23 protein-coding genes and 1 tRNA gene are annotated in these 19,423 nt (G+C 68.7%); 12 read left to right on the top strand and 12 right to left on the bottom strand.

What is annotated here, in order from left to right; translation table 11 throughout:
• The first annotated feature begins 22 nt into the window (after positions 1-22).
• A tRNA-Gly gene (locus tag VEC11_RS09610) sits at positions 23-96 on the top strand.
• A gap of 28 nt (positions 97-124) precedes the next feature.
• On the opposite strand, the gene VEC11_RS09605 is transcribed toward VEC11_RS09610, so the two are convergent.
• The 4 genes from VEC11_RS09605 to VEC11_RS09590 are packed head-to-tail and all read right to left on the bottom strand — an operon-like array spanning position 125 to position 6,412.
• Positions 125-1,546 carry an efflux transporter outer membrane subunit gene (locus tag VEC11_RS09605; RefSeq protein ID WP_464130508.1) on the bottom strand — a complete coding sequence of 474 codons (1,422 nt, stop codon included), beginning with the start codon at positions 1,544-1,546 and terminating at the stop codon, positions 125-127.
• Positions 1,547-1,557: 11 nt separating this feature from the next.
• Positions 1,558-4,728, bottom strand: a complete 3,171-nt coding sequence (locus VEC11_RS09600) for an efflux RND transporter permease subunit (RefSeq protein WP_464130507.1) — start codon at positions 4,726-4,728, stop codon at positions 1,558-1,560.
• A gap of 30 nt (positions 4,729-4,758) precedes the next feature.
• Positions 4,759-6,018 (bottom strand): efflux RND transporter periplasmic adaptor subunit, encoded by a 1,260-nt coding sequence (locus VEC11_RS09595; RefSeq protein WP_464130506.1) that lies wholly within the window; start codon positions 6,016-6,018, stop codon positions 4,759-4,761.
• A 22-nt stretch (positions 6,019-6,040) separates the two neighbouring features.
• Positions 6,041-6,412 carry a hypothetical protein gene (locus tag VEC11_RS09590; protein WP_464130505.1) on the bottom strand — a complete coding sequence of 124 codons (372 nt, stop codon included), beginning with the start codon at positions 6,410-6,412 and terminating at the stop codon, positions 6,041-6,043.
• Between the two features lie 126 nt (positions 6,413-6,538).
• Between VEC11_RS09590 and VEC11_RS09585 the strand changes: the two genes are divergently transcribed.
• Entirely contained in the window at positions 6,539-7,153 is a 615-nt protein-coding gene (locus VEC11_RS09585; RefSeq protein WP_464130504.1) for a TetR/AcrR family transcriptional regulator, read from the top strand.
• 61 nt (positions 7,154-7,214) lie between these two features.
• On the opposite strand, the gene VEC11_RS09580 is transcribed toward VEC11_RS09585, so the two are convergent.
• Together VEC11_RS09580 and VEC11_RS09575 are read right to left on the bottom strand one after the other, a co-directional pair.
• Entirely contained in the window at positions 7,215-7,628 is a 414-nt protein-coding gene (locus VEC11_RS09580) for a low affinity iron permease family protein (protein WP_464130503.1), read from the bottom strand.
• Positions 7,629-7,679: 51 nt separating this feature from the next.
• The gene (locus VEC11_RS09575) at positions 7,680-8,438 is read right to left on the bottom strand and encodes a competence/damage-inducible protein A (RefSeq protein WP_464130502.1); all 759 of its coding nucleotides are present in this window, start codon (positions 8,436-8,438) and stop codon (positions 7,680-7,682) included.
• A 72-nt stretch (positions 8,439-8,510) separates the two neighbouring features.
• On the opposite strand from VEC11_RS09575, the gene map reads away from it, so the two are divergent.
• Complete coding sequence (map, locus tag VEC11_RS09570) at positions 8,511-9,335, top strand: type I methionyl aminopeptidase (protein ID WP_464130501.1); 825 nt, start codon at positions 8,511-8,513, stop codon at positions 9,333-9,335.
• A gap of 17 nt (positions 9,336-9,352) precedes the next feature.
• On the opposite strand, the gene VEC11_RS09565 is transcribed toward map, so the two are convergent.
• Positions 9,353-9,748: a hypothetical protein gene (locus VEC11_RS09565; RefSeq protein ID WP_464130499.1), complete on the bottom strand. Its 396-nt coding sequence runs from the start codon at positions 9,746-9,748 to the stop codon at positions 9,353-9,355.
• Positions 9,749-9,928: 180 nt separating this feature from the next.
• On the opposite strand from VEC11_RS09565, the gene VEC11_RS09560 reads away from it, so the two are divergent.
• The 6 genes from VEC11_RS09560 (at position 9,929) to VEC11_RS09535 (ending at position 14,008) form a co-directional block, all read left to right on the top strand.
• Complete coding sequence (locus tag VEC11_RS09560) at positions 9,929-10,306, top strand: hypothetical protein (RefSeq protein ID WP_464130498.1); 378 nt, start codon at positions 9,929-9,931, stop codon at positions 10,304-10,306.
• 54 nt (positions 10,307-10,360) lie between these two features.
• Positions 10,361-10,699 (top strand): P-II family nitrogen regulator, encoded by a 339-nt coding sequence (locus VEC11_RS09555; RefSeq protein ID WP_464130497.1) that lies wholly within the window; start codon positions 10,361-10,363, stop codon positions 10,697-10,699.
• Between the two features lie 37 nt (positions 10,700-10,736).
• Positions 10,737-10,946 (top strand): helix-turn-helix domain-containing protein, encoded by a 210-nt coding sequence (locus VEC11_RS09550; protein ID WP_464130496.1) that lies wholly within the window; start codon positions 10,737-10,739, stop codon positions 10,944-10,946.
• Between the two features lie 133 nt (positions 10,947-11,079).
• Positions 11,080-12,492 carry a type I glutamate--ammonia ligase gene (glnA, locus tag VEC11_RS09545; protein WP_464130495.1) on the top strand — a complete coding sequence of 471 codons (1,413 nt, stop codon included), beginning with the start codon at positions 11,080-11,082 and terminating at the stop codon, positions 12,490-12,492.
• Between the two features lie 71 nt (positions 12,493-12,563).
• Positions 12,564-13,196 (top strand): DUF1326 domain-containing protein, encoded by a 633-nt coding sequence (locus tag VEC11_RS09540; protein ID WP_464130494.1) that lies wholly within the window; start codon positions 12,564-12,566, stop codon positions 13,194-13,196.
• Positions 13,196-14,008 carry a DUF2182 domain-containing protein gene (locus VEC11_RS09535; RefSeq protein ID WP_464130493.1) on the top strand — a complete coding sequence of 271 codons (813 nt, stop codon included), beginning with the start codon at positions 13,196-13,198 and terminating at the stop codon, positions 14,006-14,008. Before VEC11_RS09540 ends, VEC11_RS09535 begins: the two co-directional genes overlap by 1 nt.
• 18 nt (positions 14,009-14,026) lie before the next feature.
• Here VEC11_RS09535 and VEC11_RS09530 read toward each other — a convergent pair whose 3' ends face one another.
• Positions 14,027-15,319 carry an MFS transporter gene (locus VEC11_RS09530; RefSeq protein ID WP_464130492.1) on the bottom strand — a complete coding sequence of 431 codons (1,293 nt, stop codon included), beginning with the start codon at positions 15,317-15,319 and terminating at the stop codon, positions 14,027-14,029.
• A gap of 160 nt (positions 15,320-15,479) precedes the next feature.
• Positions 15,480-15,695: a hypothetical protein gene (locus VEC11_RS09525; RefSeq protein WP_464130491.1), complete on the bottom strand. Its 216-nt coding sequence runs from the start codon at positions 15,693-15,695 to the stop codon at positions 15,480-15,482.
• Positions 15,696-15,830: 135 nt separating this feature from the next.
• Between VEC11_RS09525 and VEC11_RS09520 the strand changes: the two genes are divergently transcribed.
• Entirely contained in the window at positions 15,831-16,007 is a 177-nt protein-coding gene (locus VEC11_RS09520) for a hypothetical protein (protein ID WP_464130490.1), read from the top strand.
• Here VEC11_RS09520 and VEC11_RS09515 read toward each other — a convergent pair whose 3' ends face one another.
• A complete protein-coding gene (locus VEC11_RS09515; RefSeq protein ID WP_464130489.1) occupies positions 16,008-16,658 on the bottom strand; it encodes a S24 family peptidase in 651 nt (216 codons plus the stop codon). It abuts the gene before it with no gap.
• 92 nt (positions 16,659-16,750) lie between these two features.
• Here VEC11_RS09515 and VEC11_RS09510 point away from each other — a divergent pair, with 92 nt between their 5' ends.
• Both VEC11_RS09510 and VEC11_RS09505 read left to right on the top strand, forming a co-directional pair.
• Positions 16,751-16,933 carry a hypothetical protein gene (locus VEC11_RS09510; RefSeq protein ID WP_464130488.1) on the top strand — a complete coding sequence of 61 codons (183 nt, stop codon included), beginning with the start codon at positions 16,751-16,753 and terminating at the stop codon, positions 16,931-16,933.
• Positions 16,930-17,250 carry a hypothetical protein gene (locus tag VEC11_RS09505; protein WP_464130487.1) on the top strand — a complete coding sequence of 107 codons (321 nt, stop codon included), beginning with the start codon at positions 16,930-16,932 and terminating at the stop codon, positions 17,248-17,250. The genes VEC11_RS09510 and VEC11_RS09505 overlap by 4 nt, the downstream gene beginning before the upstream one ends.
• Here the strand turns inward: VEC11_RS09505 and VEC11_RS09500 are convergent.
• Entirely contained in the window at positions 17,247-18,182 is a 936-nt protein-coding gene (locus tag VEC11_RS09500; RefSeq protein ID WP_464130486.1) for a hypothetical protein, read from the bottom strand. The two genes, VEC11_RS09505 and VEC11_RS09500, sit on opposite strands and share 4 nt — an antisense overlap.
• Positions 18,182-19,384 (bottom strand): TIGR04063 family PEP-CTERM/XrtA system glycosyltransferase, encoded by a 1,203-nt coding sequence (locus VEC11_RS09495; protein WP_464130485.1) that lies wholly within the window; start codon positions 19,382-19,384, stop codon positions 18,182-18,184. Before VEC11_RS09495 ends, VEC11_RS09500 begins: the two co-directional genes overlap by 1 nt.
• Positions 19,385-19,423: the final 39 nt, after the last annotated feature.

Below are 19,423 nucleotides of genomic sequence, written 5' to 3'. Positions count from 1 at the left end.
CGCCGCTAGATCGGCCCGGCGCGCGGGTGTAGCTCAATGGTAGAGCAGAAGCTTCCCAAGCTTACGACGAGGGTTCGATTCCCTTCACCCGCTCCAGGCTTCCAGCCTTGACCCGACGTATCGGTCAGGCCGCCTCGGGCTGGCCATCCACCTGCCAGCCTCCGCCAAGCGCGCGGAACAGGTCGATCTGGACCGTGACGACGCGAGCGTCGGACTCGGCCAGGGCGGCTTCGGCCGCGGCGAGGGTCCGCTCCGCGTCCAGCACCGCGAGCGAGTCCGAGCGGCCCTCGCGCAGGCGCAGCCTTTCCAGCTCGGCAGCGCGGGCGGCGGCGTCGCGGGCCGCGGTGAGCGCGGTCCGGCGGTCGAGCTCGTGCCGGTAGGCCGAGAGCGCGGTCTCGGTTTCCTGCAATGCGGTCAGCACCGTGCCGTCAAAACGGGCCAAAGCCGCGTCGCTCGAGGCTTCGGCGGCGCGGATGCGGGCGCGAACGGCCTCCTGATCGGTGAAGGACCAGCTGATCAGCGGCCCGAGCAGCCAGCGCAACGGGCCGCCCGTAAAGAGATTGCCGAGCGAGGGGCCGGTCGCGCCGACGCCGCCACCCAGCGTGACGCGGGGATAGAGGTCCGCTGTGGCGACGCCGATCCGCGCGGTGGCGGCGGCGAGACGGCGGTCGGCTTCGCGGATGTCCGGGCGCCGCGCCAGCAGCTGCCAGCCGTCGCCGACAGGTATCGGCCGGTCGAGCCTGAGGACAGTCCGGCGCGCGCCCGCCGCGGGGGACAGTGCGGCGGGCGCGCGGCCGGTGAGCGTGGCGAGGCGGAAGAGTGCCCCGTCGCGCTCGGCCCGCAGCGGCGACAGGGAGGCGCGCTGCTGCTCGGACAGTGAGGTGACGCGGGCGACGTCGAGACCGGTGCCGCGGCCCGCTTCGAAGCGGCGGATGGTGACCTGGCGGGTGCGTTCGATCAGCTGCAGGCTGTGCTCGGCGACCTCGAGCCTCTGGGCCGCCGCGGCCGCATCGGCATAGGCGCGGGCGGTCTCGGCGGCGACGATGGTCTTCACCGCGTCACGCGCCGCCTCCTCGGCGGCAGCGTCGGCGCGCCCCGCCTCGATCGAGCGCGTCACGCGGCCGAACAGATCGACCTCGTAGGCGACGTTGAGCCCGGCGTCGAACTGCCAGTCCTCGCGCTGTCCGCCAGGCGCGACCTGAGTCTCCGGCACGCGGCCATAAGTGGCGCCGGCACTCACCCCCACCTGCGGCAGCCGTCCGGCACGGGTCTCGCGCAGCAGCGCCCGGGCCCGCGCGAGATTGGCGGTGGCGACGCGCAGGTCCGTATTGCGGGCGAAGGCATCCGCGATCAGCTGATCGAGCACCGGATCCTGATAGAGCCGCCACCAGCCGGGCTCGGGCTCGGCCAGGGTGAAGGCCGGGTTGCCGGCGCCGATGAATGCGCCGCCCGCCGCGGCGGGGGTCTGCGGACGGGCATAGTCCGGCCCGACCGTGCAGGCGGCGAGCGCGAGCGAACTCGCCAGGGGAAGGAGTAGCTTTTTCATCGCATGGACTCTCATTCGGCCGGGACGAGGACCGGATCCTGCTCGGGGCGCCGGCGCCAGGGCAGCTGGTTCCTGATCGCGCGGCACGCGACATAGAAGGTCGGGGTGAAGACGAGGCCGAAGAAGGTCACGCCGATCATCCCGAAGAAGACTGCGGTGCCCAGCGCCTGGCGGAGCTCCGCGCCCGCCCCGCTCGCGAACACCAGCGGCATGACGCCGAGGATGAAGGCGAAGCTGGTCATCAGAATCGGGCGGAGCCGGCGCCGGGCCGCCTCCACCGCCGCCTCGATCGCGCTGGCGCCGCGCTCCTCGGCCTGCTTGGCGAATTCGACGATCAGGATCGCATTCTTCGCGGCGAGGCCGACCAGCACGATCAGGCCGATCTGGGTCAGGATATTGTTGTCCATGCCCCTGAGGTTCACGCCCGCCATTGCCGCCAGCAAGGTCATTGGCACGATCAGGATCACCGACAGCGGCAGCATCAGGCTTTCGAACTGGGCGGCGAGCACCAGGAAAACAAAGACAACAGCAGCAGCGAACACGAAGATCGCCACATTCCCCGCCGCCTTCTCCTGGAAGGCGAGGTCGGTCCACTCGGTGGCGAAGCCGGCCGGGAGATTGGCCGCGAGCCGCTCCATCGCCGCGATCGACTGGCCCGACGAATAGCCGGGCGCGGTCTCCCCGCCGATGTCGATCGCCGGGAAGAGGTTGTATCGCATCACGCGGTACGGGCCGGTCCGGTTCTCGAGCGTCGCCACCGCCCCGATCGGCACCATCTGGCCGCTGTTGGAGCGAGTCTCCAGCCGGGCGATGTCGCTGAGGTCGTCGCGGAACGGGGCGTCGGCCTGCGCGGTCACCCGGAAGGTGCGGCCGAGCAGGTTGAAGTCGTTCACATAGGCCGAGCCCAGATAGACGTTCAGCGCTTCGAACACGCGCGGGGGGGGTACGCCGAGCATGTCCGCCCGCACCCGGTCGATGTCCGCATAGACGCGCGGCGTCGCGATGTTGAACAAGGTGAAGACCTGGGCGAGCCCCGGCGTCTGGTTGGCCGGGCCGATGATCCCGCCCGCCGCCTGCTCGAGCGCCGCGAAGCCGTGATCGGCGCGGTCCTGCACCATCAGCTTGAAGCCGCCGCCCGTGCCGATGCCCTGAATGACCGGCGGCGGCACAACGAAGACCATCGCCTCGTTCGTGCCGGCGAGCGCGGCGCGCATGTCGGCGATGATCGCATCGCCGCTGCGCCCTTCGGCAGCACGCTCCCGATAGGGCCTGAACGTGATGAAGGCGGCGGCGGCGTTGGGCGCCTGGGTGAAGGTCGCGCCGTCGAAGCCGGCGAACATTACCGCGTCCTGCGTGCCGGGCACGCGCAGCAGCCGCTGCACATTGTCCCGCAGCACCCGGTCGGTGCGGTCGATCGAGGCGCCGGGCGGGAGCTGGAAGACGGCGATCGCATAGCCCTGATCCTGCGCCGGGATGAAGCCGGACGGAGTGATCGTGAACAGGCCGAACGTCGCTGCGACCAGGGCAGCATAGACGGCAAGCACACGCTTCGGCCGGCGCACCAGCCGGTCGGTGATCGCGGCATACCAGCTGGCGAGCCGCTCGAAGCCGGCGTTGAACCTGTCACCGGCACGGGCAAGGAGGCGGCGCCAACGGGGGCCGGGCGCCGCCTCCGCCTTCGGCCTGGGCAGCAGGGCTGCAAGGGCCGGGGAGAGGGTGAGGGAAAGCAGGAGCGAGATCAAAGTCGCGGCCGAGATCGTCACCGCGAACTGGCGGTAGAATTCGCCAGTGATGCCGGTGAGGAACGCGGTCGGGATGAACACGGCGCAGAGCACGAGGACGATCGCGACAAGGGCGACCGAAACCTCGTCCATCGACCGGAACGCCGCCTGGCGCGGGCTGAGCCCTTCCTCCAGGTTGCGCTCGACATTCTCGACGACGACGATGGCGTCGTCGACGACGATGCCGATCGAGAGCAGGAGGCCGAACAGCGAGAGCGTGTTCAGCGAATAGCCGAGGGCCGCGAGCACCGCGAAGGCGCCGATCAGCGAGACGGGGATTGCAACCAGCGGAATGATCGCCGCGCGCCAGCTCTGCAGGAAAACGAGGATGACGAGGACGACGAGAAGAACGGCCTCGATGAACGTCTCCTGCACCGCATGGATGCTCTCGTCGATGAACTCGGTCGGGTTCCAGATGATCCGGTGCTGCAGCCCCGGCGGGAAGCTGTGCGAGGCGGCCTCGAGTTCGCGCTTCACGCCTTCGGCGGCGGCGAGCGCGTTGCTTCCCGGCCGCTGGGTGACCGCGAGGATCACGCTGTCCTGGCCGGAAAGATAGGCGATGAGACCATAATCCTCGGCGCCGAGCTCGACCCGGGCGACGTCCGACAGCCGGGTGACACGCCCCTCGGCGTCGGTCTTCACGACAATGTTCGCGAACTGCTCAGCCGTGGTGAAGCGGCCCTGCGTTTCGACGTTAAGCTGATAGGCAGCGCCCGTATCGTAAGGCGGCTGGCCGACCGAGCCCGCGGCCACCTGCACGTTCTGCGCACGCAGCGCCGCCACGATCTCGCCGGCGGTCAGGTTGCGCGACGACGCGCGGCCGGGATCGATCCAGACCCGCATCGCATAGTCGCGCGCGCCGAACACCTGCACGTCGCCGACACCGTCGATCCTCGCCAGGCGGTCCTTGAGCTGCGTCAGCACGTAATTGGACATATAGGCGCGGTCGAGCGAGCGGTCCGGCGAGACGAAATTGACCGCGAGCAGGAATGCCGGAAGCGACTTGCGCACCACCACGCCGGTGCGCCGCACCTCTTCCGGCAATCGCGGCTCGGCCAGCGCCACGCGGTTCTGGACCAGCACCTGCGCGGCGTCGAGATCGGTGCCGAGCCGGAAGGTGACGGTGATCGTCAGCCGGCCGTCACCGGTCGACTGGCTCGACAGATAGAGCATGTTGTCGACGCCGTTGATCTCCTGCTCGATCGGCGCGGCGACGGTGGCGGCGATCGTCTCGGCGGAGGCGCCGGGATAGGTGGCGCTGACCGTCACCGTCGGCGGCACCACCTCCGGATATTGGGAAACGGACAGGCTCGACCAGGCGAAGGCGCCAATGAGCGTGATCACCACGGCGATCACCGCCGCGAAGATCGGCCTTCGGATGAAGAGATGGCTGAAACGCATTGCCCTGTTCTTTCTGTTTCGCCGGACGGCTCAGCCTGCGATCGTCGCCGAGGCGGCCGCAGGGGCGGGATAGGCGCGCGCCGGCGCCGCGGCCGGCATGGTGATGCGGGTGGTCCGGACATTCACGGGCGTGCCGGGCCGGGCGTACTGGACGCCCTCGACGATCACGCGATCCGTGGGCCTGAGGCCGGCGCGGATGGAGCGCAGCGTGCCGATCCGGGCACCGAGCTCGACCGGCCGAACACCGACCTTCCCGTCGGCTTCGACCACCAGCACGATCTTGCGCGCCTGATCGGTCTGCACCGCGGCATCCGGGATCAGCAGAGCATTGCGCGGTCCGCCCGCGGCGAGGCGCATATTGCCGAACATGCCCGGGGTCAGGAACAGGTCCGGATTGGGGAGCACGGCGCGCCCCCGGAGCGTGCCCGAGCCGGCGTCGATCGCGTTGTCGGTGAAGTCGACACGGCCGCGATGCCTGTAGTCGGTCTCGTCCTGCAGGCGGATCTGGACCTCCGAAGCGGCGGTCCCCGCGCGGCGGGCGCGGAGCGCGAGCGCCTCCGAGCCGTCATAGGCGAAGTAGATCGGATCGAGGGCGAGCACGGTGGTCAGGAGCGACTCGTTCGCCGCAACGATGTTGCCCCGGTCGATGCGCCGGTCGGAGGCGCGGCCGGTGATCGGCGCGGTCACCCGCGTGAATTCGAGATCGAGCTGGCGCTGGCGGACCACCGCCTGCGCCGCGGCGACCGCCGCCCCGGTCGAGCGGACCTGGGCACGGAGCGATTCTACCTCCTCGCGCGAAACCGCCTCGTCGTCGACCAGGCGGGCGGCGCGGGCATATTCACTGTTGGCGAGCGCAACCGCGGATTGCGCCGCCGCCAGCCGGGCGCGGGCCTCGGCCAGGGCCGCCTGATAGGGGCGGGGGTCGATGGTGAAGAGCAATTGCCCGCGCCGGACGAGGTCGCCGTCGCGGAAGTGCACGCCGACCAGCTGGCCGGAGACGCGCGGGCGGATCTCCACCGACTGGCTGGCCTCGAACCGGCCCGTATAATCGTCCCACTCGGTGATCGTGCGCTGCAGGGGCTGCGCAACCGTCACCGTTGCGGGCGGCGGCGTATCCGCCTGCGCGGGCGCGCCGCCGAAGAACTTGAACCCGGCGAAGCCGAGAATGGCGACGAGGAGCAGGGCGATGCCGAGCCTGGCGCGCGTGGAAAGGCGGCGCGGGGTGGCCTCGGGCGCGTCGCCGTCGGCGAGGGGCGCGTTCTGCTCGTCCTTGGGGAAGCTGTGATACATGGCAATGGCTCTCGAATTGGGGTCAGCGGGCGGCGGCGCGGCGCTGCACCGCGCGCGCCTGGAGCAGGGAGAAGCCGGCATTCAGGAAGGTCTTCACCTCCTCGGCGGGAAGGCGACCGTCGCTCACGCGGGAAAGCACGGCGAAGCGGCGCAGCGCCTCCAGCCGCTCATTGGCGAGCGGATGCGGCAGCTTGAACCCGAACCAGCGCTCGAAAAAGCGGCGGAAGCGGGTGGGCGGACCGATGCTCGCCACCGGATCCGCCTCGGCCAGCGCGATCACCCTGAGCTCGAGCGGGTCGAATCGGTCCTGGTCGAGCCCGTCGGCGGCCGTTTCTGGCGATTCGGTGTCCCCATGGTGCAGGGTCGCTGGTGCGCCCAAGGAGCGGTATGCCATTGATTTTCTCCTTGAAATCGGTCAGGACAAACCCAGATAAAGAATGTTACTGACCGGTACGTTGCGTTGTGATACGTACCGTTCAGTTACATTTCGTCAAGGGCCTGGGCCGGAAAAAATTTTGGGATGAGGAAGCTCGACATTCTTACAGGCTCCGACAGCGGCTGCAGCGAGCCACGCAAGAAGGCGGCGACGCGCATCTTCGAGACGGCACGGGACCTGTTTTACCGCAGGGGAATTCGTGCGGTGGGCGTTGACGAGATCGTCTGCCAGGCCGGCGTCACCAAGCCCAGCCTCTACCGCAGCTTCGACTCAAAGGACGATCTCGTCGCCAAATGCCTCGAGAGCTTTGCTGCCGAGGGCATGGCGGAGATCGACGCGCGGATCGAGGCGGCGGGTCCCGAGCCGCTCCCGCGGCTGAAGGCGCTCATCGCCCATTATGCGGAGGAAATGGCCAACCCGGGCTTCCGCGGCTGCCCGATGTCCAATGCGGCGGTGGAATTCCCCGAGGAGGGCCATCCCGGCCGGCTGGTGGTCGAAAGCTGCAAGACAGCCGTGCGCGAGCGCGTCGTCGGCCTGACCCGTGCGCTCTCCGTCGACGATCCCGAGGCGCTGGCCGATGGTCTCATCCTGCTGATCGAGGGTGCATTCTCGGCGCATCATGTCTTCGGGTCACAGGGGCCAGCCAGTGCGTTCAGCCGAGCGGCCGAGCGGCTGATCTCCTCGCATCTGAAGGTCTAGATCCTTCCGGGCGGAAGCTGACCGGGCTTACGACGAGGCGTCGGTTCGCCCGCCCCGCGGCTCACCGGCGCGAGAGCAGCTTCTTGAGCGATTCTCCGGCGGCAGCCCTGTCGCCACGTCCCTTCGCACCGGCTTCCTTCTCGAGCGCGCTCCTGATTTCCTCGAGCTGCTTCTCGGACAGATGCTCGATCCCGATAAATTCTGCGCGCGCCTTGCCGACGGCCCGCAGCAGCTCGTCGAGCTTGGCCTGCATCGCCGCCGCGTCCCGGTTGGTGGAGTTCTGGATGAGGAAGACCATCAGGAAGGTGACGATCGTGGTGCCGGTGTTGATCACCAGCTGCCAGGTGTCGGAGAACGCGAAGACCGGGCCGGTCACCGCCCAGACGATGATCGTGCCGAGGGCGAGCACGAAGGCGAGCGGCTGGCCGCTGGCGAAGGAGATCATGCTCGCGAACCAGGTGAACAGACGGTCCATCTTTCCCCTCCGAAACGAACTGCAACAAAGCCCCTTCTCCAGGCTTTGTTCCTAAATCTCCTCGCCCGCCACCGGCAGCCCGGCTTCCTGCAGCCGCCGCAGGAGATCGGAGGCACACGCCTCCAGCGCGCCCTCGTCCGTGCTGCGCACGACGAAATTGGCGCCCACCTTGCCGTCGCGAAAGAACGGATAGGAGCCGATCTGGCAGGCCACGTGCGCGCGCTCGGTCTCGCCGAGCAGATCGGCAACCTCGCTTTCCGGCGCCCAGCAGCCGATCGTGCGCGAGAGCAGAGGCCGGCCGCCCTCGAGCTGCCCGGACAATGCCTCGAGCATCAGCGTCGCGATGTGCGGGACGCCGGCCAGGATGAAGACATTGCCGATGCGGATGCCCGGCGCGCCCGACATCCTGTTCTCGATCAGCTCGGCCCCTTCAGGGACGCGGGCCATGCGGAGCCGCGCCTCGGTGACGCCGCCCCGCGTCGCATAGTAGCCCTCGAGGATCGCCCGCGCCTTCGGGTGAACGACGACCGGCACGCCGAGCGCCGCGGCGATCGCGTCGACGGTGATGTCGTCATGCGTCGGCCCGATCCCGCCAGTGGTGAAGAGATAGTCGTTGCTGGCGCGGAGCGCGGTGACCGCCTCGCCGATCGCCGCCATGTCGTCGGCCACGACGCGGACCTCCGCCAGCCGGATTCCCTGCAGGTTCAGCCAGGTGCCAACCTGGGCGATGTTGCGGTCCTGCGTCCGGCCGGAGAGGATTTCGTCGCCGATCACCAGGAGGCCGGCCGTCCAGATCCGATCGGAGGTCATGAGGACGCTCTACCGGCTCCGCCCGGCGCCGTCATGGGTGCAAATTTAAGGGAGGCTCGCTATATCGCCGCCATGGACGACATTCTCCTCGACCGCGACGCGGACATTATCGGCCGCCACGGCCCGATCAAGCTGCACGGGCCCATGGGCTTTGCCGGCATGCGCGCCGCCGGGCGCTGCGCCGCCGAGATTCTCGACGCGCTGGTTCCCCATGTCGTTCCCGGCGTCACCACCGGCGAGATTGACGAGATCGTCTTTGCCGAAATGCGCGTGCGTGGCGCGATCCCGGCGACGCTCGGCTACCGCGGCTATACAAAGAGCTGCTGCACCTCGATCAACCATGTGATCTGCCACGGTATTCCGGGCGACAAGGTTTTGAAGGACGGCGACATCGTCAACATCGACGTCACCCCGATCCTCGACGGCTGGCACGGCGACACCAGCCGTATGTTCCTGGTCGGCGACGTCGGCATCAAGGCGAAGAAGCTGGTCCAGGTCACCTATGAGGCGATGATGCGCGGCATCGCGCAGGCGAAGCCGGGCAACCGGATGGGCGACGTCGCCCACGCCATCCAATCCTATGCCGAGGGGCATCGTTATTCGGTCGTGCGAGACTTTTGCGGCCACGGCCTCGGCCGCGTCTTCCACGACGCGCCGGAGGTGGTCCATGCCGGCCGCCCCGGCACCGGGCCGGAGCTGCTGCCGGGCATGTTCTTCACGATCGAGCCGATGATCAACATCGGCAAGGCCGCGGCCAAGGTGCTCGACGACGGCTGGACCGCAGTCACCCGCGACCGCAGTCTCTCGGCCCAGTTCGAGCACAGCGTCGGCATCACCGAGGACGGCTGCGAGATCTTCACGAAGAGCCCGAAAGGCTATGACGCGCCGCCTTATTGAGGCGCGCCGCCCGATTTTCAGTCTCCGTTGCGCACCCGGCGATAGGGCACGAACTCGCCCAGAAAGACGACGCCGGTGAAGTTGCGCGACGCACGGTCGACCATGGTCACCGTGTCGACGTTGCACAGCCGCGTGCTGGGCGTCCGGGTCACCATCGTGTCCCACTGGTTGAGCTGGTCCGCGCCATTCTCCGGCCGGTTCACATAGATCACGCTGCCGGCGTCGTAGAGGATCGCCGTGTCGGTGATGATCCGCGAGCTACGGATGCGGTGCAGGTCGATGCACTGGACCGGCTCGCCGGCGACGCGGCCTTGGAGCGCGCGGGCGAGCTCCGCCTCGCGGTCCTGCGGCTTGGCCTGCGCGACACCGCCCAGCAGGAGCGTGCCGGCAAGGAGGGGGATGAGCTTGCGCATGATGGCCTCACTTTCCTTTGAGCGCCTCGATTGGGCGCTCTCATCTCACAAGACGTCTGAACGCGCGCTGACCCGCATCAGATGCGCGTGGCTGGGCAAATATATAATCCACCGGCACGTGATTTGCGACCTTCCGGTGCGCGTAATCTTTTGGAAGGTGGATCGGCTATGCTGAGCGCCATGCGAGTCGCGCGCAAAGCTGCCCTTCTCGGACTACCGGCCCTGCTCGGCCTGGCGGTCGGCGGGTCGCTGGTCCTGGCACAGCAGCCACAGCGGAACGTCGGCCTCAGCGATGCCGAGCGCGCCCAGTGCCTGGCCCGGCACGGCCGCGTCCTGATCGCCGGCTTTTCGGGGAACGAGGTCTGCGCCCTCCCCTATGCCGATGCGGGCCGCCGCTGCACCAGCGGCAGCCAATGCGCCGGCGACTGCATGTATGACGGGCCGGCGCCGCGGCCGGGCCAGCGCGTCACCGGCCGGTGCGAGGCCCTGCAATATGGCTTTGGCTGCCGGACGACGCTCGAGAACGGGCGCATCGCCTACGCAATCTGCACCGATTGACCGCTTGCCTCGCCGCCGGTCGCGACTAAGGGTGTGCCAGGGACGGAGGCAGGCGTGAAGAAGGTCGAGGCGGTCATCAAGCCGTTCAAGCTCGATGAGGTGAAGGAGGCGCTGCACGAGGTCGGCGTCTCCGGCATCACAGTGATCGAGGCCAAGGGCTTCGGTCGGCAAAAGGGCCATACCGAACTCTATCGCGGCGCCGAATATGTGGTCGATTTCCTGCCCAAGGTCCGGCTCGAGGTGATCGTCGAGGACGGCCTCGTCGAGCGGGTGGTCGAGGCGATCGCCAATGCGGCGCGCACCGGCCGGATCGGCGACGGCAAGATCTTCGTCTCCCCGATCGAGGAAGCGATCCGCATCCGCACGGGCGAACGGGGCTCGGACGCGATCTAGGCTCCGGGTGCAAACGACCCTAGGATTTCGGACTACCGTGGAAGACCCCCGCCTCGCCTCCATGTCGCCCGACGAGCTCAGGCAGGCGATGCATACGCTCGGCTACCGCACCCAGGCCGACCTCGCCGCGGCGATCGGGGTCAGCCGCCCGGCGGTCAGCCTCTGGCTCGACGGCAAGGTCGGCGTGCCGCGGCCTGTCGCGATGCTGCTGCGCATGCTAATCTCCGCGCAACGGCGGCCCTTCTAGGGCGCAAGCTGCCGCCCACGTGAAATATTCACCTCCGCGAGTCCGTCGCTGGACGGCGCCGCATCGCCTTGGGATGGAAGCGCCAGCGAGCGGGCGGCGATTCTCGCCACCGGGCCGGGCATAGGGGCTGATCATGGCGAACGACGCGGGCGCGATTCTGAAGGCAATCAGGGACGGCGAGATCGAATGGATCGATCTCCGCTTCACCGATCCCAAGGGCAAATGGCAGCATCTGACGATGTGCAGCGGCGTCATCGGCGAGGACGAGCTCACCGACGGCCTGATGTTCGACGGCTCCTCGATCGCCGGCTGGAAGGCAATCAACGAATCGGACATGATCCTGAAGCCGGACCTCGACGCCTGGTATGTCGACCCGTTCAGCGCGACGCCGATGGGCATCCTCTTCTGCGACATCGTCGACCCGGGCACGGGCGAGCTCTACGCCCGCGATCCCCGCTCGACCGCCAAGCGCGCCGAGGCCTATCTGAAGGCGACCGGCCTCGGCGACACGATCTTCGTCGGGCCCGAGGCCGAATTCTTCATGTTCGACGACGTCCGCTTCGAGGACGGCTACAATGCGTCCGGCTTCTCGCTCGACGACATCGAGCTGCCGACCAACAGCGCCACCAAATATGAAGGCGGCAACCTCGCCCACCGGCCGCGCGCCAAGGGCGGCTATTTCCCCGTCGCGCCGGTCGACAGCGCCACAGACATCCGCGGCGAGATGGTCTCGACCATGCTCGAAATGGGCCTGCCCATGGACAAGCATCATCACGAGGTCGCCGCCGCGCAGCACGAGCTCGGCCTCACCTTCGGGACGCTGGTCGAGACCGCGGACCGGATGCAGATCTACAAATATGTCGTGCACATGGTCGCCCATGCCTATGGCAAGACCGCGACCTTCATGCCGAAGCCGATCAAGGCGGACAACGGCTCGGGCATGCACACCCATATGTCGATCTGGAAGGAGGGCAAGCCGCTCTTCGCCGGCAACGGCTATGCCGGCCTCAGCGAAATGTGCCTCTATTTCATCGGCGGCGTGATCAAGCATGCCAAGGCGCTGAACGCCTTCACCAACCCGACGACGAACAGCTACAAGCGCCTGGTCCCGGGCTTCGAGGCGCCGGTGCTGCTGGCCTATTCCAGCCGCAACCGCTCCGCCTCGTGCCGCATCCCCTATGGCGCCGGCGAGAAGGCGAAGCGCGTCGAGTTCCGCTTCCCGGACGCCCTGGCCAATCCCTATCTCGCTTATTCGGCTTTGCTGATGGCCGGCCTGGACGGGATCCAGAACCGCCTCCATCCCGGCGATCCGATGGACAAGAACCTCTACGACCTGCCGCCGCAGGAGCTGGTCAACGTGCCAACCGTCTGCGGCTCGCTGCGCGAGGCGCTGCTCGCGCTCGACGCCGACCGCGCCTTCCTCACCCGCGGCGACGTGTTCAGCGACGACCAGATCGACGCCTATATGGAGCTGAAATGGGAAGAGCAGCTCCGCTGGGAGACGACGCCGAGCCCGGCCGAATACGACATGTATTATAGCGGCTGAGCACTGCTCCCTCGCCCCGTCCCGCCCGCCATGCTATGGAGAGCGCCCTGACCGGGCAGCGGACACAGAGCATGACCTATTGGGAGATGAAGGGACGGCAGCTGACCAATTGCAGCTGCGACTATGGCTGCAACTGCCAGTTCGGCGGCCTGCCCGACAAAGGGCATTGCCACGCGGTGACCGCCATTCGCATCGACGAGGGCCGCCACGGCGACACCGACCTGTCGAGCCTGACGATCGGCGCGGTGTTCAAATGGCCGGGACCGATTCACGAAGGGCGTGGCGAGGCGGTCGCGTTCGTCGACGAGCGCGCCAGCGAGGCGCAGCGGCAGGCCCTGCTGACGATCATGACGGGTGGCGACACCGATCCGTTCGCGACGATGTTCGCGGTCTTCGCCTCGACCGTGGAGACGATGCACGAGCCGCGCTTCGTGCCGATCGAGTTCGACGTCGATGTGGAGGGCCGCAAGGGCAGGCTGCACATCCCCGGTGCCGTCGAGATGGATGGCGAGCCCATCAAGAGCCCCGTGGACGGCAGGGAGATTCGCGCGCGCATCCACATCCCGGACGGCTTCGAATATGAATTTGCCGATATTGGCTCGGCCTCGAGCCATTCGCCGGGACCGGTGCCGGTCGAGCTTCGCGACAGCTATGGGCAGTTCGCGCATCTCCACCTGAACAGCCACGGAGTCGTGCACGGCTGATGGGCCGGCGGACGGAAGCCGCGCTGCGCCGTCATCGCGCTGCGTCGGTCGTCGCCCTGGCGGTTCTGGTCCTGATCGCCTGGACCTGGCTCGCGACCGGCGCCGGCATGGCGATGGGCACCCATTTCAGGCTGGCGCTGTTCCCCCACCTCGATGAGCCGATGGGGGGCATGGCGATGGGCGACATGGCGCAGAGCTGGAGCGTCGGCCGGATCGGGCTGATCTTCTCCATGTGGTGGGTGATGATGATCGCGATGATGATCCCGGCCGCCGCCTCGACCATCCTCCTCTATACGCGGGTCGCCGCCCGTGCCGCTCCGCCCGGGGCGCCTGCGCCGCCAACCAGCCTGTTTCTGGCCGGCTATCTCCTCGTCTGGGGATTGTTCTCGGCCGCCGCGACGGCCCTGCACTTCTGGCTCGAACGGATCGACCTGCTCGCGCCGCAGCCAATGGGCTCGGCGAGCCGTTGGCTGTCGGGCGGGCTGCTGGTCGCGGCCGGGCTCTACCAGCTCAGCCCGGCCAAGTCTGCCTGCCTGTCGCGCTGCCGCTCCCCCGCCGAATTTCTGTCGCGTCACTATCGGCCGGGGCGCGCGGGGGCCTTGCGTCTCGGGCTGATCCACGGCGCCTGGTGTGCCGGCTGCTGCTGGCTGCTGATGACATTGCTGTTCGTCGGCGGCGTCATGAATCTCGCCTGGATCGCCGCCCTGACCCTGCTCGTCGCCGCGGAGAAATTGCTTCCCCATGGCAGGGCGGTCGCACTGATCGGCGGGCTGGTGCTGCTCGCCTGGGGTATCGCGACGTTGCTGATCTAGCAATCCGGACGCGACCCCCTAGTCCTCCAGGATCAGGCTGTGCCGCTTCGTGTCGCGCATGCGGAGATAGACGATCAGCGACAGGCCGATCATGCCGGCGACGTACCAGTAGAAGGCGCGTTCCATCCCCTGGTCCTTGAACCAGAGCGCTACATATTCAGCGGTGCCGCCGAACAGGGTGTTGGCGAGCGCATAAGGCAGCGCGACGCCGAGCGCGCGGATGTGGGCCGGGAAGAGCTCCGCCTTCACCACCGCGTTGATCGAGGTGTAGCCGGTCACGATCAGCAGCGCGGCGAAGACGAGGGCGAAGGCGGCCCAGGGGCTACTCACATTCTCCAGCGCGGTGAAGATCGGGACGGTGAGCAGTACGCCGAGGACGCCGAAGGTCACCATGACGGGCTTGCGGCCGACCCGGTCCGACAAGGCTCCCGCCGCGGGCTGCAGGCACATGAACAGGAAAAGCGCCGCGGTCATCACCTGGCTCGCCGTCTCGCGGCCGAAGCCGGAGGTGTTGACCAGGAATTTCTGCATGTAGGTCGTGTAGGCGTAGAAGGCCAGGGTGCCGCCGGCGGTCAGCGCCATCACCAGGAAAGCCTCCTTCGGATGGTCGCGGAACAGGTTGAGGCTGCTCGAGCGGGGCTTGTCCCCGGCCGCCCTCGCATTGGTGAAGCTCTCCGTCTCCGAGAGGCGGCGCCGGATATAGAAGACGACCACCGCCAGCACTGCACCGATGCCGAAGGGGATGCGCCAGCCCCAGCTTTCCAGCGCCTGCTCCGACATGGAGAATTGCAGGACCAGCAGCACGGCGAGCGCGATCAGCTGGCCCGAGATCAGGGTCACATACTGGAAGCTCGAGAAGAAGCCGCGACGCTTCGCCCCCGCCATCTCGCTGAGATAGGTCGCGCTCGCCCCATATTCGCCGCCGACGCTGAGCCCCTGCATCATCCGCGCGACGACGAGGATGGCCGGAGCGAGCCAGCCGATCTCGGCGTGGCCCGGCGTGACCGCGATCAGCAGCGAGCCGAAGCACATCAGGGTGACGCTGAGCGTCAGCCCCGCCTTGCGCCCCTTGCTGTCCGAATAGATGCCCATCAGCCAGGCGCCGATCGGCCGCATCACGAAGCCGACCGCGAACACCGCGGCCGAGCTCATCAGCTGCGCGGTCTGGTCGCCTTTCGGAAAGAAGCTCGGTGCGAAATAGAGGGTGAAGGCGGCATAGACGTACCAGTCATACCATTCGACCAGATTGCCGGCCGAGCCGCCGATGATATTGCGCAGGCGATGGCTGCGGGCGTCCTTGGCGAGCTTCATCCGCGCAGGTTAGGCGGAAGCCGAGCCATCCGTAAATCCTTCCCGGAATGGTCTTCTTCTCGCCGTGTGCTCCGGCGAAGGCCGGAGCGTTGCGCGATAAGCCACCGCGCTGCACCCAACGCTCAGGCCTTCGCCGGAGCACGAGGATTGTGCGACGATCCTAGTGAATCGTGGCGCCGCCCGAGTCTTCGGCGGTGAGCAGGTTGATCATCCGCTCGATCTGGCGCCAGCGGCAGAAATGCACGACGTTGCCCAGGCCCCGGCTGTGGTTCGCCCGGGCCGCCGCCTCGAAGGCCGCATGGTCGCCGAACTGGGCGATCAGTTCCGCCGCCTCGGCTGCCGCCGTGGCGTCGGGAAGGTGCACATATTGCTGCACGTCTTTCCTCGGGTGTTTTGTTCTTGATGCGGGTTTAGCAGAGGGGTCGTTGCCAAAGCCGTGACGGGCATCGTCAACGCGCCGTAAACTCTATTTGGGCTGGCCCCGCGGCGGCGGCGCTGTCATGAGGCGCGCATGGCCTCCAATTCCAAAGCGCCGCTCGCCGGCGGCTTCCTGCTCTGCCTCTGCCTGCTCGCCGGTGCCCTCGCCGGCGTCTTCCTCGGGCAGCCGAGCATCGGCTTCCTGGCCGGGGCCGGTGTCGGCCTGGTCATCCTCATCCTGCTCTGGCTCTGGGACAGGCGCCGGACCTGATCAGCCGATCCGCCGGGCCGCCCACACCACCCGGCCGACCACCTCCACCGCTGCCGGATCGCAGTCCGGCCAGCCCGGATAGGCCGGATTGTCCGAGCGGATCGACAGCGTGCGCGCCGCGGGATTGAGCGCCAGCCTCTTCACCACCAGAGCGCCCTCGATCCTCAGCACGTAGATGCCGTCGCGCAGCCGCGCCGCCGCATCGCCCCGGTCGACGAGAATGTCGTCGCCGTCCGCCAGCGTCGGCGCCATCGAATCGCCGGCGACGCGGATGATCGAGAGCTGGTCCGGCGCGCCGCGCGCCACCCGCCTGAGCCAGGCGGGGTCGAAGGCGATGTGGCCGCCGCCCTGTTCGTCGCCGTCGAAGGCGCCGGCGCCCGCCGCGGCGTCGACGTCGAGCCGGGGCACCGGCCGCAAGCCGGCGCCGGCCCCCGGCTCGGCCCCGGGCGCGCCGAGCGCTGCCTCCTCCACGCCGAAATAGCGGGCGAGGATGCGCCGGTCCGCCTCGGCGAGCCGCCGCGGCGAGCCGCGCTTGATGAATTGCTGGATGTAGGCGGGATTGCGGCCGATCAGCCGGGACAGGCCGGCATAATCCTCGCCCCGTTCCTTGATCAGGCGCGCCAGCGCCGCCCTGCCGTCCACCTCGGCCATATTGCTCCTATACGGATAGGATTTTTCCTAGACAAGTAGGAAATGTCCTCCGACTGTAAGAACAGAACAAGAACACCGATTCGGAGGTCAAGATGCATCTGATGCGCCGCATCCAGCTCTATCTGCAGCGGGCCGAGATGGCACCGACCCGCTTCGGCCGGGAGACCGTCGGCGATCCCCGCCTGATCTCGGACATGAAGAACGGGCGAGAGCTGCGCGATGCCACGATCGCGCGGATCCAGGCCTGGCTCGACGCGCAGGAGAAACAGCCGTGAGCCTGACCGCGGCAGGCGCGGAGCTGCAACGCGCGCTCCGTGCCGGGTTCGGCGCGCTGGGCGCGGCGGTCACGATCCAGGTGGCGAGCCGGCCCTGGGCGAGCATCACCTTTGCTGGCGAGCGCCATCGCCTGACCCTGCGCCTGCCGGGCCCGGGCGCGCAGGCGGCGGTCGATTCGTTCCTCGCAGGGCTGGAGGAGCGGGAGTTCGCCCTGCGCGGCCATATCCTGGCCGACATCGAGGCGGCCGGCATCGAGCGGGAGGCGGATGGCCAGATCCGCCTGACGCTGGAGGCCCTGACGGTCGAGGAGTCCTAGGACGCGCGCGCGGCCAGCCGCCGCAGGCTGGCGATGGCGGACTGCAGCCGATCCTCTGCTTCCGGTGCTTCCGGGAAGACCTGCGGCGGCGCGGCGGGCATTTCGGCGGAAGGCTGAGCGGCAGGCGCTTCGGGCGTCTCGGGGAATACCTGCGGGGCCTGCGCTTCGGCCTGCTCGGGGAAGACCTGGGGCGGCGACGCCGGCGCCGCCGGCGCCGGCGCGCGGCGCTTCGCCAGACCCTGCTCCAGCCGCTCCATCAAGTCGGCGATGCTCGACGGCATCTCGGCCGCGGCGGCGGGCTGCGGCACAAGCACCGGCGGGGTTACCGGTTCGGGCTCGGGCGCGGGTTCCGACCCGGCGACGACTTCGGGCTCGGGTTCCGGCTCGGGCTCCGGCCACGCTTCAGCAACCGGTTCCGGCAAGGGCTCGGGCTCGGGCTGCCAGGCGGGCTCGGGCTCGGGCTCGAGGGCGGGCGCGCCCACCGGCTCGGCCTCGTCGAGCCACAGCGGAGTGGCGGCGCGCGGCGCCCGCGGCGGGGCCGGCTCGCCGAGGTCGCGGGCGGCGGAAATGGGCCGGGGCGGCGGCGCGTCGGGATGGCCATCGCGGCGGCGCACGCGTGGCTGCGCGTCCTCGCCCGTCTCCGCATCGCCGTTCAGCCCGCTCCTGTCGAGCAGCCGGAGCAGCAGGAAGACAAGGCCGAAGACCAGGACCGCGCCGACCACGGCGAGCCCGACCCGGGCCGTGAGGCCGAGCGGCGGCTGCGCGGCGGAGAGGATCGTGGGCAGGCCGGTGGCCACCACGGCGCGCGAGAGCAGGTCCTGCGGCACCGCGAAGGCGGCAAAGGCGGCGGCGAGCGCGGACAGGCCCGCCACCGGCAGATCGAGTGCGTTGCGCCCGCCGCGGAACAGGGATTTGGAGGGCTTTGATGCCATCATAAAGCCTTGCCGGTAAGCCGTTGGTAAACCGGGGCATAACGCGAAATGTTTGACGACCAGTTACGCTCCTGCTCGACGAAGCGGCGGGCGGTGTCCCGGCGCCGGTCCCATTCGCCCCGCCGCTCGAACAGGTTAGCCAGCGCCTCGGCCAAAGCGGCGGGGTCGCCGGCGGGGAACAGGGTCCCGGTCACCTCGTCCTCGATCAGCTCCCGATGACCGCCGACATTGGAGGCGGCGACGAGCTTGCGCTGCGCCATCGCCTCGAGCGGCTTGAGCGGCGTCACCAGTTCGGTCAGCCGCATCGCCTTGCGCGGATAAGCGAGGATGTCGATCAGGGCGTAATAGCGCTCGACCTCGTCATGCGGGACACGGCCGACGAAGCGGATCCGGTCCTTGACCGATGAGGCCTCGGCCTGCGCCTTGAGCTGCTCCTCCATCGGCCCGCCGCCGACGAGCAGCAGCTGCGCCTTGGGCCGCTTCTCCACCAGCGCCGGCATGGCGGCGATCAGATCGTCCAGCCCCTCATAATCGTAGAAGGAGCCGATGAAGCCGACCGTTTCGGCATCGGCGAGGCCGAGGCTCTTCGCGAAGGCGGCGTCGGCGGCCGGCGGGCTGCCGAACAGCTCCATGTCGACGCCGTTGGGGGAGATGATGATCTTCCCGGCATCGATGCCGCGCCGGATCAGGTCCTGCCTGAGGCCCTCGCAGATCACCGCCACCGCGTCAGCGCGGCGGGCGGCATAGGTCTCGATCAGCCGGGTCAGCCGGTAGCGGGCGGAGCCTTCGCGGCCGGTGCCGTTGCCGACCGCGGCATCCTCCCAGAAGGCGCGGATCTCGTAGACCAGGGGCAGGCCACGCCGCTTCGCCACCGGCAAAGCACCGAGCGCGGTCAGCACCGGGCTGTGGGCGTGCAGCTGGTCCGGCCGCCAGTCCTCGACCAGCCTGTCGAGCCGGTCGGACAGGGCCCGGATCTCACGCCACTCGCCGAGCGGCGCCGGCGCGGGCTCCGGCCTCGGCGTGCGGTAAAAGGTGATGCCGTCGATCAGCGCCGGATCGGGCCCCTCCCCCGCATGGCGCGGGCCGGTCAGGCAGGCCACCTCCCAGCCCATGGCGAGCTGCGCCTTGACGATGGCGCGGGTGCGGAAGGCGTAGCCGCTGTGCAGCGGCAGGCTGTGATCCAGAACGTGCAGGATGCGCATGGCCGGGCAAATAGCCCGACAGGCTTAACGCCGCGTCAA

Origin of the sequence: Allosphingosinicella sp., from assembly GCF_035626655.1 — a bacterium.
Taxonomy (GTDB): domain Bacteria; phylum Pseudomonadota; class Alphaproteobacteria; order Sphingomonadales; family Sphingomonadaceae; genus Allosphingosinicella.
Note: the sequence above shows the minus strand (reverse complement) of the source record. Positions and strands in the feature narration are given on the sequence as shown.

What these genes read in the sequence shown, in the direction of transcription:
- VEC11_RS09530 (WP_464130492.1), bottom strand. Translation starts at nt 15,319, where the DNA reads ATGAAGCTCGCCAAGGACGCCCGCAGCCATCGCCTGCGCAATATCATC.
- VEC11_RS09575 (WP_464130502.1), bottom strand. Translation starts at nt 8,438, where the DNA reads ATGACCTCCGATCGGATCTGGACGGCCGGCCTCCTGGTGATCGGCGAC.
- VEC11_RS09540 (WP_464130494.1), top strand. Translation starts at nt 12,564, where the DNA reads ATGACCTATTGGGAGATGAAGGGACGGCAGCTGACCAATTGCAGCTGC.
- VEC11_RS09600 (WP_464130507.1), bottom strand. Translation starts at nt 4,728, where the DNA reads ATGCGTTTCAGCCATCTCTTCATCCGAAGGCCGATCTTCGCGGCGGTG.
- VEC11_RS09580 (WP_464130503.1), bottom strand. Translation starts at nt 7,628, where the DNA reads ATGGACCGTCTGTTCACCTGGTTCGCGAGCATGATCTCCTTCGCCAGC.
- map (WP_464130501.1), top strand. Translation starts at nt 8,511, where the DNA reads ATGGACGACATTCTCCTCGACCGCGACGCGGACATTATCGGCCGCCAC.
- VEC11_RS09520 (WP_464130490.1), top strand. Translation starts at nt 15,831, where the DNA reads ATGGCCTCCAATTCCAAAGCGCCGCTCGCCGGCGGCTTCCTGCTCTGC.
- VEC11_RS09560 (WP_464130498.1), top strand. Translation starts at nt 9,929, where the DNA reads ATGCGAGTCGCGCGCAAAGCTGCCCTTCTCGGACTACCGGCCCTGCTC.
- VEC11_RS09495 (WP_464130485.1), bottom strand. Translation starts at nt 19,384, where the DNA reads ATGCGCATCCTGCACGTTCTGGATCACAGCCTGCCGCTGCACAGCGGC.
- VEC11_RS09585 (WP_464130504.1), top strand. Translation starts at nt 6,539, where the DNA reads ATGAGGAAGCTCGACATTCTTACAGGCTCCGACAGCGGCTGCAGCGAG.
- VEC11_RS09510 (WP_464130488.1), top strand. Translation starts at nt 16,751, where the DNA reads ATGCATCTGATGCGCCGCATCCAGCTCTATCTGCAGCGGGCCGAGATG.
- VEC11_RS09605 (WP_464130508.1), bottom strand. Translation starts at nt 1,546, where the DNA reads ATGAAAAAGCTACTCCTTCCCCTGGCGAGTTCGCTCGCGCTCGCCGCC.
- VEC11_RS09565 (WP_464130499.1), bottom strand. Translation starts at nt 9,748, where the DNA reads ATGCGCAAGCTCATCCCCCTCCTTGCCGGCACGCTCCTGCTGGGCGGT.
- VEC11_RS09535 (WP_464130493.1), top strand. Translation starts at nt 13,196, where the DNA reads ATGGGCCGGCGGACGGAAGCCGCGCTGCGCCGTCATCGCGCTGCGTCG.
- VEC11_RS09515 (WP_464130489.1), bottom strand. Translation starts at nt 16,658, where the DNA reads ATGGCCGAGGTGGACGGCAGGGCGGCGCTGGCGCGCCTGATCAAGGAA.
- VEC11_RS09500 (WP_464130486.1), bottom strand. Translation starts at nt 18,182, where the DNA reads ATGGCATCAAAGCCCTCCAAATCCCTGTTCCGCGGCGGGCGCAACGCA.
- glnA (WP_464130495.1), top strand. Translation starts at nt 11,080, where the DNA reads ATGGCGAACGACGCGGGCGCGATTCTGAAGGCAATCAGGGACGGCGAG.
- VEC11_RS09590 (WP_464130505.1), bottom strand. Translation starts at nt 6,412, where the DNA reads ATGGCATACCGCTCCTTGGGCGCACCAGCGACCCTGCACCATGGGGAC.
- VEC11_RS09595 (WP_464130506.1), bottom strand. Translation starts at nt 6,018, where the DNA reads ATGTATCACAGCTTCCCCAAGGACGAGCAGAACGCGCCCCTCGCCGAC.